11 protein-coding genes are annotated in these 12,199 nt (G+C 29.0%); 5 read left to right on the top strand and 6 right to left on the bottom strand.

The genetic code is table 11. The annotated features are described in order from the left end of the window. Positions 1 to 120 precede the first annotated feature (120 nt). Positions 121 to 936 carry a 2,3,4,5-tetrahydropyridine-2,6-dicarboxylate N-succinyltransferase gene (locus tag RN605_RS13795; protein WP_313325677.1) on the top strand — a complete coding sequence of 272 codons (816 nt, stop codon included), beginning with the start codon at positions 121 to 123 and terminating at the stop codon, positions 934 to 936. An 88-nt stretch (positions 937 to 1,024) separates the two neighbouring features. On the opposite strand, the gene rffA is transcribed toward RN605_RS13795, so the two are convergent. From rffA to RN605_RS13770, 5 genes are read right to left on the bottom strand one after another with little or no spacing between them, the layout of a single operon-like run. Beyond that, on the bottom strand, positions 1,025 to 2,146 hold the full coding sequence (gene rffA, locus RN605_RS13790; protein ID WP_313325770.1) for a dTDP-4-amino-4,6-dideoxygalactose transaminase: 1,122 nt from the start codon (positions 2,144 to 2,146) through the stop codon (positions 1,025 to 1,027). 52 nt (positions 2,147 to 2,198) lie between these two features. Further along, on the bottom strand, positions 2,199 to 2,894 hold the full coding sequence (locus RN605_RS13785; protein ID WP_313325675.1) for a GNAT family N-acetyltransferase: 696 nt from the start codon (positions 2,892 to 2,894) through the stop codon (positions 2,199 to 2,201). A 2-nt stretch (positions 2,895 to 2,896) separates the two neighbouring features. Beyond that, on the bottom strand, positions 2,897 to 4,015 hold the full coding sequence (locus tag RN605_RS13780) for a TDP-N-acetylfucosamine:lipid II N-acetylfucosaminyltransferase (RefSeq protein WP_313325674.1): 1,119 nt from the start codon (positions 4,013 to 4,015) through the stop codon (positions 2,897 to 2,899). Between the two features lie 6 nt (positions 4,016 to 4,021). Continuing rightward, positions 4,022 to 4,837: a glycosyltransferase family 2 protein gene (locus tag RN605_RS13775; protein WP_313325672.1), complete on the bottom strand. Its 816-nt coding sequence runs from the start codon at positions 4,835 to 4,837 to the stop codon at positions 4,022 to 4,024. Positions 4,838 to 4,871: 34 nt separating this feature from the next. Then, positions 4,872 to 5,684, bottom strand: a complete 813-nt coding sequence (locus RN605_RS13770; protein ID WP_313325670.1) for a glycosyltransferase family 2 protein — start codon at positions 5,682 to 5,684, stop codon at positions 4,872 to 4,874. Positions 5,685 to 6,002: 318 nt separating this feature from the next. Here RN605_RS13770 and RN605_RS13765 point away from each other — a divergent pair, with 318 nt between their 5' ends. Beyond that, positions 6,003 to 7,976, top strand: coding sequence for an LTA synthase family protein (locus RN605_RS13765; RefSeq protein ID WP_313325669.1), 1,974 nt, complete (start codon positions 6,003 to 6,005; stop codon positions 7,974 to 7,976). Here RN605_RS13765 and RN605_RS13760 read toward each other — a convergent pair. Then, positions 7,969 to 8,853 carry a lysophospholipid acyltransferase family protein gene (locus RN605_RS13760; RefSeq protein ID WP_313325667.1) on the bottom strand — a complete coding sequence of 295 codons (885 nt, stop codon included), beginning with the start codon at positions 8,851 to 8,853 and terminating at the stop codon, positions 7,969 to 7,971. The genes RN605_RS13765 and RN605_RS13760 overlap by 8 nt on opposite strands. Positions 8,854 to 8,933: 80 nt before the next feature. On the opposite strand from RN605_RS13760, the gene RN605_RS13755 reads away from it, so the two are divergent. The 3 genes from RN605_RS13755 (at position 8,934) to RN605_RS13745 (ending at position 12,037) form a co-directional block, all read left to right on the top strand. Then, a complete protein-coding gene (locus RN605_RS13755; protein ID WP_313325666.1) occupies positions 8,934 to 9,500 on the top strand; it encodes an L-threonylcarbamoyladenylate synthase in 567 nt (188 codons plus the stop codon). Between the two features lie 22 nt (positions 9,501 to 9,522). Further along, positions 9,523 to 10,944, top strand: coding sequence for a CCA tRNA nucleotidyltransferase (locus RN605_RS13750; protein WP_313325665.1), 1,422 nt, complete (start codon positions 9,523 to 9,525; stop codon positions 10,942 to 10,944). Positions 10,945 to 11,017: 73 nt separating this feature from the next. After that, positions 11,018 to 12,037: a COX15/CtaA family protein gene (locus RN605_RS13745; RefSeq protein ID WP_394853504.1), complete on the top strand. Its 1,020-nt coding sequence runs from the start codon at positions 11,018 to 11,020 to the stop codon at positions 12,035 to 12,037. Positions 12,038 to 12,199: the final 162 nt, after the last annotated feature.

Genomic DNA, 12,199 nt, shown 5'->3' with positions numbered 1-12,199 from the left:
GTATTAATAATAACCAAAGAAAAAGTTAAAGAAAAATCAATTTTATCAATAGGTTAAAAAACTTATCTTTGCTCACCCAAGACCATAAGGTCGAACCGAACGAGATTAAATTCAAAAAAGATGGTTACACTTAAAAATATTATTGAAACCGCTTGGGAAAACCGAGCTTTACTTCAAGAAGAAATTACTATAAAAGCAATTAGAGAAGTAATTGCATTACTTGATTCAGGAACATTGCGTGTTGCAGAACCAACAGCCGATGGCTGGCAAGTGAACGAATGGGTTAAAAAAGCGGTAGTTATGTATTTCCCAATTCAAAAAATGGAAACATGGGAAGCCGGAATTTTTGAATATCATGATAAAATGTTGCTAAAAACAGGATATGCAGAAAAAGGAATTAGAGTTGTTCCACCAGCAACAGCAAGATATGGCGCTTACATTTCAAAAGGTGTAATTCTAATGCCAAGTTATGTAAACATTGGTGCTTATGTTGATGAAGGAACCATGGTTGACACTTGGGCAACTGTTGGAAGTTGTGCACAGATTGGAAGAGATGTTCATCTTTCGGGTGGTGTTGGAATTGGAGGCGTTTTGGAACCATTACAAGCTGCGCCAGTAATTATTGAAGATGGAGCATTTATTGGTTCACGTTGTATCGTTGTAGAAGGTGTTCGAATTGAAAAGGAAGCCGTACTTGGTGCAAACGTTTGCTTAACCGCATCAACAAAAATAATTGATGTTACTGGTTCTGAACCGAAAGAATATAAAGGATTTGTTCCTGCTCGTTCAGTTGTTATTCCTGGAAGCTATACTAAAACTTTTGCTGCTGGTGATTATCAAGTACCATGCGCTTTAATCATAGGACAAAGAAAACCATCAACAGATTTAAAAACTTCTCTGAACAATGCTTTAAGAGAATATGATGTAGCTGTTTAAAAAAAAAGATAAATACAACTTGAAATCTATGAACTGATTGCTTCTTTAGCTAGTTCATAGATTTTTTTATTTGTTTTTACCGATAATTTTAAATAAGACTGGTAATCAACTGAACCTGTTCAGGTTCTAATTCATAATACAAAGGCAATCTCAGCAGACAATCTGTAAATCTATCAGAATTATTTAAAATTCTACCATCATGTTTATCATGGTAAAATTCACTTTTATGAAGTGAAAGATAATGAAAAACAGATAATATGTTATGTTCTTTTAATTTAGAAATAACAGCAGTTCTACTTTCTAAACTATTAAAAACCAAATAAAACATATGTGCATTATTTGTCGCATAATCAGGTAATTCTGGTAGACTGAAATTAGGATTTGTTTTTTCACTTAAATGCTTGTGATAAGTTTCCCAAATTAGTTTTCTCTTAGTTTGTATTTTTTCTAAATTTTCTAATTGTGCCCAAAGAAACGCAGAAATAATTTCGCTTGGCAAGAAAGAAGATCCTGTATCAACCCAACCATATTTGTTAACCTCACCTCTGAAAAAAGAAGCTCTATTGGTTCCTTTTTCCCAAATAATTTCAGCTCTTGAAATTAAGTTTTCATCATTTACCACTAACATACCTCCTTCGCCTGAAATAATATTTTTAGTTTCATGAAAGGAAAATGCGGCTAAATGACCTATACTTCCAAGTGCTTTTTTTTCACCGGTTTTGCTTATATAAAAACTATCAATCGCTTGTGCTGCATCTTCTATTACATATAAATTATGCTTATTTGCTAGTTCCATTATTTCATCCATATCACAAGCAACACCTGCATAATGCACTACTACAATTGCTTTAGTTTTTGGAGTAATTAATTCTTCTAAAATAGAAGTATCTATATTGGGATTATTTCTTTGAGAATCGACGAAAACTATTTTTGCTCCTTGTCTAACAAATGCAAGAGCACTAGAAACAAAAGTATAACTTGGAACAATTACTTCGTCATCTATGCCAATGTTGGCTAAAATAGCACACATTTCTAAAGCATCAGTACATGAAGTAGCCAGCAATGCTTTTTTAAAACCATATTTAGCTTCAAAAAAATCTTGACATTTTTTAGTAAAAATTCCATTCCCAGAAATTTTTCCAGATTGAACAGCTTCTTCTATATATTTAGTTTCATTACCTGTTAGATATGGTTTATTAAATGGAATCATCATGGTCATTTTTTAAATAAATATTATTAGTTTTATTTTAAATTAAAAAGAATTAGAAATTATTTTTCCAATAATTTTTGATTATGATTTCTTCTGAAATTATGTAACCCATTTTTGTATAGAACTTACATGCTTGTTCATTCTCTGATTGTGTTGGAATTAAAAGACGCTTTACATTATTTTCTAGACAATAATTCTCAACTTTAAGTAAAAGGTTTTTCCCAATACCTTTTCCTTGCAAATTTGGTTCAATGGCTATTAATCCAATTTGTGCAAATGTATCTTTAATTTTTACAGTTACAAATCCAGCTATATCATCGTTTTCTTTGTAATAAAATATTTTATCTGCAAAACTCTTATTAACACTGTTTTTTATCCAAAGTTGATACAGTTTTTTAAACTTATTATTAGGAATGTTTTTATCTAATTTATACCTGCTAAATTTTCCACTCTCATAAGCCAATTCATATAGTAATTTTTCATTTATTTTAGAATCATCAAAGTCTATTATATCAATTTTTATTTCAGAACTTTTATCTAAGTTTTTACTAAAAATAGTTTTGATTTCCCAATGAGACAAAGAATGAGTTTCTGAAATAATATTTAAAGGATATTTACTCCTAACCTGGAAAAAAGTAAAAAAGTCTGAGTTAAAAACTTTTGAATCTGATGTTTCGCATTCAACAAGTAAATCACCTACTGGAAATCCAAAAAAATTAGAGTCCCATTCTAGTTTTTTAATTTCCATAATTATTTTACTATTTCGTAATTAAAATTATCCTTGATTAAAATTTTCAGTCGTTCAAGATTATAAATTTCTAAAATAATTTTTCGATTATGAATTCGTGAATTTATGTCAAGTGGATTATCTATATCCGTTTGAGTAATAGACTCTAATTCAAATATAACTAAATCCAGCTTTCTTGCCCATAAAAGGATTGGACTTTTTTTAGGAATAAAAACTTTTGTCCCCAAATACAATAAAATTAGAATGTTGCCAACAGCTTCTTGACGAAAATTAGCATATATAGCATGGTTAAAGCTCAACATCAACTGATTGTATTCTGCTAAAGGAAGAAAATTATCTAATACTTTAAAATTATCTCCAAAATACTCAACTCCTTTTGATTTTACAGTCTCTTTGTATTCTTTGGTGCCTGAATAACTTAATGGAACTACTACTTTTTTATTTCCTAAATTAATTTTGGACAAAAATTTCATTGCATATTCATGGTTATTTGTAATTGAAGCCGAATTTCCTATTTGGATATTATCACCTTCAACCCATTCTTGCATTAATGCTTCACTTAATACTGACTCAATTGGATAATAAAAAAATTCAACACAGGAAATATTTTTAAATTTTGGAAAATAGTTTACCAAAATATTATAATCTATTTTCGTTTTGTCAATGGCGATATAATTTATCCTTTTAGAAATAAATTTTTCCATTTTATAAACTTTTATATTTTCAACCAGCTTATTAAATAGTCTTAATATAAAAGACTTTTTTGTTTTTTTATAATAGGTACTTTGTGTATCATATAATTCAAATCCTTTGGTATGCAAGAGCTTATTATACAAATCATTCCCCCAAATTATCCAATAAATAGTTGCTTTATTTTTTATAAATTGATTTATAAATCTAATTTTTCTTGAATTTAAAAAATGAATAATCACAGAAGAAAATTCAACATTACTGTATTTTTTTTTAAACTCTTTAAACAGAATTACATTTTGCTGATAGTTAACATGCTTTAAGTTATGCCTAGTAAAAACTACAAATAAGTTTTGATTAGGCGCTACTTCTTCAAAAATAGAAATAGTTCGATTTATAATTTTTTCATCATGTACTAGATGTAATATCATTTATTCCTATTTATTAGAATCTATACCAATTGGTGTTTTGATAACTTTATTTTTCTTAGTGTTTTCTCGAATAGAATAGTTTTTCTTCCAAGTTTCTTCGTTTACATAACCGCGTTTATGGTCTAAATGAACACAAATTGCTGAATAACGAATTTGTTTCGACTTCAATCCTTTGTTGAACATGCGTTCACCCAATTCTCTGTCTTGACCGCCATATTGCATTTCTTGATTAAAACCATTTACTTCCATCAAATCTTTTTTCCAACCCGAAGCATTGTGACCATTCCAAGAAGCATTTGTTGGTGTTATGGCATTTAATATTTTAGAAATAATTCCTTTTGACGTAAATTTAATATTCTTATAACTTGAAGGTAAACCTTTTTCTTTTAGCCAATTGATATCAAAACAACGCTGGTTTATTATATCATCTTTAGTAATAGCTTTTGAAATATCCATAGGCAATTTAAAATAACCGCCTGAAAGAAAATAACCTTGTTCTCTGTACTTATTATGAACTTCCACAAAATCTTCTCGAGGAATACAATCACCATCAGTGAAAATTAAATAATCTGATGTTGATGCAAGGATTGCTTTATTCAAAATTTGAGATTTTTGAAAGCCATTATCTTCTTGCCAAACATGAATAATTGGAATTTCAATTTCTCCTCGTAATCTATCTATTAATTGTTTTGTGCTTTCTCTTGAACCATCATCGGCAATGATGATTTCGAAATCTTTAAACGTTTGCACACTAAAACCCCAAACAACTTTTTCGAGCCATTCTTCTGAGTTATACGTACTAAAAATTACCGATAGTGTCATAAATTTATTTAAAACGTTGCAAAGTTACATATTTTTAACCTTTCTGAATTCCTGTTTCAATCCAAGTTACTTTGTTTTTACTATTATATTTTCGAACTTCAAGATTGTATTTTATTTTTTCCTCATTTACATAATTTCTTGCATGGTCAAGATGAACACAAATTGCTGAATAGCGAATCTGTTTTGATAATAAGCCATTATTAAACAAACGTTCACCCATTTCTCTATCTTCGCCACCATATTCGAGCAACTCGTTAAAACCATTTATTGCTAAAATATCCGACTTATATCCCGAAGAATTATGTCCGTTCCAGGAGCGTTTGGTTGGCGTTAACCAATTCATAAATGCTGCAAAAAAACTATTGCGTACTAATTTTGTGCTTTTAAAATTTGGCGTAAATCCATTAGTCTTTAGCCAAGAAATACTAAAACATTGTTGATTTTGAATTACATCATCCGAAATAGCTTTAGAAATATCCAAAGGTAGTTTGAAATAACCACCTGAAAGAAAAAACCCTTTTTCTCTGTGTTTTAAATGTTTTGCAACAAAATCTTTTCTAGGAATACAATCGCCGTCGGTAAAAAGCAAATAATCTGTTTTTGAGTTGACAATGGCTTTGTTTAGAATTTTACATTTTCTAAATCCTTTATCTTCTTGCCAAACATGTTGAATTGGATGTCTAAATTTATCTCTTAAAGAATCTATTACATCTTTTGTTTTTGAAGTTGAACCGTCATCGGCAACAATAATTTCAAAATTATCTTCCGTTTGAATAGCATAGCCAAGCAACACTTTGTGTAACCATTCTTCTGCATTGTAAGTAGAGATTATGACGGACAACTTCATACTTCACAAACTTAAAGAAATAATTGGATTTTAAGCAAAAGAAGCTTCATCCTTTTTGGACTTCAAAAAAAAAACTAATTTTACCAAAATTTTCAAAAATGATTCAAATCATTTCAAATGAATGACTTCAATTAGAATTTAACCCATTGAAATGTGAAAGAATACTTTTTAGTGTTTTTCAAAAATAAACTCTTGATTAAAACTGAAATAAATCTTTTAAAGAATAAAATATTAATAAGCTTCAAATCAAAAAATTAATTGAATTTCTAAATATAACAAGTAATAAATTAAACCACATCCTAGTAAAAGATATACAAAATGAATATTAAATTTAAACGTAAACATTTTTTAAAAGAACTCAGTAATTTAATCTTCTTTTGGTTTTTTGGAATACTTTTTTTTACCATTTTCAGAATAATTTTCATTTCAATTTTTTACAAAAGCATCCAACAAGAAGTTGATTTTGCTGAACTATTGAATGTATTATTCATGGGTTTCCGATTTGATTGTACAGCAGTTGCGTATTTTTTATTGCTTCCTTTTTTATTTTTATTAGTCTTAGCACCTTTCAATCTTTATAAAATAATTAAAATTACCCGTAAAATTCATCAAATTTTATTTGTGATTTTTTCTACTTTGATTTGTGTCGTCACTATTAACTACTTTAAAGAATATGAAGATCAGTTTAACAATTTTTTGTTTTTAGCCATTTATGATGATAAAAAAGCTGTTTTCAATACTATTTTAGAATATTATCATCCAATTTTAAATAGTTTAATCATTATTATTACAATTACAATTGGACTCTATATTTTTCGATTTTTTAGTGATAAGAAAAATATATACCAATTATTCAAAAAAATAAGATTTAAAAGAAGTAAATACGTCTTTGCTTTATTGGCTTTGGTTTTATTTATATTTGGAATTCGTGGTTCTGTTTCTTCTATTCCTGCTCTTAGACAATATTCGGGTATTTCAAAAGATGTCTTTTTGAATAAAACCATAATAAATCCTTATCGTTCCTTAGATTATGCTATAAGCGATTTTAACCGTGTAAATCTTTTAGATGGCAAAAATCCATTTATGAAAGAAAACGAATTTGAAAAAACATTTACTACAAATAAGGTAACTGACGAAATAACCAAAACTGCACAAGGTCCAACAATTGAAAAACCCAAACAAATTTTCCTTATTGTCATGGAAAGTTATGACTCTTGGCCTTTGATGGATAAATATTTACCCTTTGGTTTTTCGAGTCAATTGAATTCGATTGCAAAAAATGGAACACATTTCACTCATTTTTTACCCGCAGGAAATACAACTATAGATTCTTTTGGTGCAATAATGACAAATGTCCCAAATTGTGGTATTAACTTGAGTCATATTGGAACAATTAACGATCCTTTTGATACTTCTATTTTTACTCAGTTTAAAAAATTAGGTTATGAAACTAATCTATATTATGGTGGCTATTTATCATGGGAAAATATCGGTGAATTGGCTAAATATGAAGGTGTAGATAGAATTTTTTCTGGTGTTGATGGTGGTGGAAAAACTGATACTGGAGGTTGGGGAATTGAAGACGAAAAGCTGTTTAATTTAGTTTTTAAAAACACCGATAAAAATAAATATTCTTTCAATATTATTCTAACCACAAGTTATCATGCTCCATATACAGTAGATTTAGAAGCTAAAAATTTCCCATATCAATCTACCGATGAATTTCCAGCATCGATGAAAAAGTATTATGATGGTTCTATGAATTTAAAAGAGTTAGGACATTTATGGTATGGTGATAAGGCTTTGGGAGATTTCATAAAAAAAGCAGAAAAGGAGTTTACTCAAAACTTGTTTTGCCTTACTGGTGATCATTACGGTAGAAAATTTATAAATAGTAAACCAAATCTTTATGAAAAATCATCTGTAGCTTTCATTCTGTATGGAAAAAACATTCCTAAATCTATAAATACAACTCCAGGAAGTCACATTGATATTATGCCAACTCTAATAGAAATGATTGCTCCAAAAGGATTTCAATATTATAGTTTTGGCACTTCAATGTTTGATAAAAATAAAACTGAAGGTATTGGTTATCAAAAAATGATTACTCAAAACAATTTATATTATTTTCCGAATGAAGCCAAAATTCAGGAGATTGATTTAAATTCATTTAAAGAAAACTCATTTAAAAAAAATGATTTAATTAACAAACACAATAAATTGATGGCTTTGGCTTGGTATTATACTAAGAAAGGAAATAAAATTAAACCAATCGAAAAAAAAACTAATTAGTTTTCTTTTTTCCCATATGTTTCCATCGTTTGTGTGTCCAAAGATAGTATTCAGGTTTTTCTAGAATTTGAGCTTCTACTTTTCTATTGAATATTTCAGTAATTTCAAAATCAGGTACAGATTTCACATCATCTGAAAGTAGCTCCAGTTTAGCCTCATAATGTCCGCGTTTTACTTTTTCTACTTTCAAGAAAACAACACTCATATCATATTTTTTAGAAATCAATTCGGCACCAACATATACTGGAACTTCAATTCCCATAAACTTACTCCAATAAGTTTTAGGTCTTATTTGCGGTGATTGATCGCTAGCAAAACCATATATTGCATGATTTCCATTGCGTTCATTATTTTCAATAACAGCTCTAGTTTCTCGAGTTGTTATTAAATATGCTTTAAATCTAGAACGTATTTTTTTTACTAAATCATCAAAGTATTTATTGTTTACTTTTTTATATATGGCGTAGCCTTGATAATTAATTTGTCCGTTCATTGAAATTACCCATTCATAACTGGCATAATGAGCACACATTAAAGCAATACTTTTTTGCTTTTTCTCCAATTCTTTTACCATTTCTAAATTGGTAAAAACAAATCTTTTTTGAATCTCTTTTGTCGAAATAGTCATTGTTTTCATCATTTCAAGAAACATATCACATAAATGCTGATATGATTTTTTTTCAATGTCTAAACGTTCTTTTTCAGATAAATGAGGTAAGGCAAGTGCTAAATTAGTACGAACCACTTTTTTTCGATATCCAAAGACATGATAAACTAAGAAAAACACAAAATCCGAAAAAAGATATAACAATCTAAAAGGTAAAATAGATATTAAATATAAAATGGGATAAAGTAAGCAGAATAAAACAAATTGCATTGCTGTATTTTTTTTGCAAATATAACCAAATCTAAATCTTTGAGTTTATATTATCTTTGCACAAATTAAAATTTAGCTTAATGGATATCAATACTGAAGTTCATAATGCCTTTGAAGTAATTCAAAATGGAGGAATAATTTTGTATCCAACAGATACAGTTTGGGGAATTGGTTGTGATGCATCTAATGAAGAAGCAGTAAAAAAAATCTATGCTTTAAAACAGCGCGAAGAAACTAAAAGCACGATTGTTCTGATGAATGGTGATAAAATGATGTATAATGTTTTTAAAGAAATTCCGGAAACGGCATGGCAAATTTTAGATTTAAGCGAAAAACCAACAACATTAATTCTCGATAGTCCAAGAAATGTAGCTAAAAATATTGTTGCAGAAGACAATACTTTAGGAGTTCGAATTGTTAAAGAACCTTTTTGTTTCAAATTAATGGAACGAATGAAAAAACCATTGGTTTCAACTTCAGCCAATATTTCAGGCGAACCAACTCCAAAATCATTTAAAGAAATTAGTCCCGAAATTATAAAAGGTGTTGACTATGTAGTAAATTTGCATCGCGAAAAAATTTGCGACAAACCTTCTACAATTATAAAATTAACTTTAGACAATCAAGTGAAAATTATTCGCAAATAATTTCAAGTTTTAGTTTACACTGATGAATTACACCAAAGCACTCCAAAATCCAATTTTTAAAATTATTGCACAAGCAAGTCAAGAACTTGGATTGGAAAGCTATGTTATTGGCGGTTTTGTTCGTGATTTTTTATTGGGAAGAGATTTCAAAAAAGACATCGATATTGTAGCTATTGGTTCCGGTATTGATTTAGCTTTAAAAGTTTCTGAGTTATTACCAAACAAACCAAAAGTTCAGGTTTTTAAAAATTATGGCACAGCAATGCTTCGTTACAAAGAAATCGATATTGAGTTTGTTGGCGCTCGAAAAGAAAGTTATTCTGAAAATAGCCGAAATCCAATTGTTGAAAACGGAACGTTAGAAGATGACCAAAATCGACGAGATTTTACCATAAATGCATTGGCTTTTTCATTGAATTTAAAAAATTATGGTAATCTAGTTGATCCATTCAATGGTTTGCAAGACTTAGAAAACAAAATCTTAAAAACTCCTTTAAATCCCGATATAACCTATAGCGATGATCCGCTTAGGATGATGCGTGCTATTCGATTTGCAACGCAACTAAATTTTATTATTGAAACTGAATCTTTAGACGCAATAACTCGAAATGCTGAACGTATTAAAATTATTTCAGGTGAACGAATTGTTGATGAATTGAATAAAATTTTAGAAACAAAAAAACCATCTACCGGATTTTTATTGTTGTATAAAACAGGTTTATTAGACTTAATTCTTCCAGAATTGACTGCTTTGAATAATGTAGAAGAAATTGAAGGTCATACTCATAAAAATAATTTTTATCATACGTTAGAAGTTGTAGATAATATTGCTCCAAATACAGAAGATGTTTGGTTACGTTGGGCTGCTTTACTGCATGATATTGGAAAAGCTCCAACGAAAAAGTTTAACAAAAAACAAGGTTGGACATTTCATGGCCATGAATTTTTGGGCGGAAAAATGGTAAAAAAAATATTTACTCGTTTGCATATGCCACTAAACAATAAAATGAAATTTGTTTCCAAAATGGTGATGCTGAGTTCAAGACCAATTGTACTTTCAGAAGATATTGTAACTGATTCGGCCGTGCGACGATTGGTTTTTGATGCTGGTGAAGACGTAGATGATTTAATGACTCTGTGCGAAGCTGATATTACCACTAAAAACCCAGCAAAATTTAAAAAATACCATAACAATTTCGATATTGTTCGCAGAAAAATAATTGAAGTTGAAGAACGTGATAAAGTGCGTAATTTTCAACCACCAATATCTGGAGAAGAAATCATGGAATTGTTTGGTTTAAAACCTTCTAAAGAAATTGGCGTTTTAAAAGAAGCTGTGAAAGAGGCAATTCTAGAAGGAGAAATTCCAAACGAATATCAAGCAGCATTTGAATTTGTTTTAAAAAGAGCTGAAAAATTAGGACTAAAGAAAGTTAAAAAATAATTAAATAGATTAACTTTTGTTAATGCAAAAAACAATTGTCTATTGTTACTTTTGTTGAATATATTACATGAAAATGAAAAAAGATAAATCGGTCATTATTTGGCTACTTTCAGGTTGTGTTTTAGTATTTATAATGGTAGTTGTTGGTGGAATTACTAGATTAACAAATTCGGGATTATCAATGACCGATTGGCATTTGGTAACGGATACATTTCCTCCAATGACTGAAGCAAAATGGAATGCTGCTTTTGAAGAATACAAAAAGTTTCCAGAATATCAAAAAATCAATATTCACAACGATTTTCAACTTTCAGACTATAAATTCATCTATTTCTGGGAATGGTTTCACCGTTTTATCGGAAGAATTATTGGTTTGGTTTTTATTATTCCATTTATTTATTTTTTAATAAAAAAAAGAATTGACAAATCTACCTTAAACAAATGTTTTGTTTTGTTAGGAATGGGCGCTTTACAAGGATTTTTTGGATGGTTTATGGTAAAAAGCGGTTTAGTTGATAATCCTGATGTTAGTCATTTTCGATTAGCATTACATTTAACCTTTGCGTTCATCACATTTGCCTATACTCTTTGGGTTGCATTAGATTTAATTTATCCTGAACGAAAAGAGATAATTCTACCATTACGAAAACTAGCCAGAATTACATTAGTTGTGCTATTAATTCAAATAATTTATGGCGGATTTGTAGCAGGTTTAAATGCCGGATTAATTCATAATCATTGGCCGTTAATGAGTGATGGAGAATTTTTCCATGAAAGCGTAGTACTTGAAAAAGACAGTTGGTTACTAAGGTTTACCGAAGGCAAAAGCGGCGTACAGTTTATTCACAGAACAATGGCATATTTTGTAGTTGCTCTAATTTTGATACTTTATTTTAAAAGTAAAAAATATATACTGTCAGCTCAGCAACAAAAAGGATTAAATGCCTTGTTGGTTATTGTTTTGATACAATTTGCTTTAGGTGTTTTTACTTTGATAAATGGGGTTCCATTATGGTTAGGTTTAACTCATCAAATTATGGCATTCTTTCTACTTACTGCTATGACTTTTACTTTACATAGACTTAGCAAATAAAAAACCTTATATTTCTTATAAAAAAGAAGACACTAGTTTTAATTTTTATAAGATAATTTGCTCTTTTTTTATAGATTTATTTTTTATAGATTTTTATCAAAAAACCTCTTTACTCGATTTAATCTTATAATGTCTTATAAATAAAAACATTATCTGAAAAAA

Origin of the sequence: Flavobacterium sp. PMTSA4 (genome assembly GCF_032098525.1) — a bacterium.
In the GTDB taxonomy this organism is placed as follows: Bacteria; Bacteroidota; Bacteroidia; order Flavobacteriales; family Flavobacteriaceae; genus Flavobacterium; species Flavobacterium capsici.
This window is presented reverse-complemented; position numbering and strand designations above follow the sequence as displayed.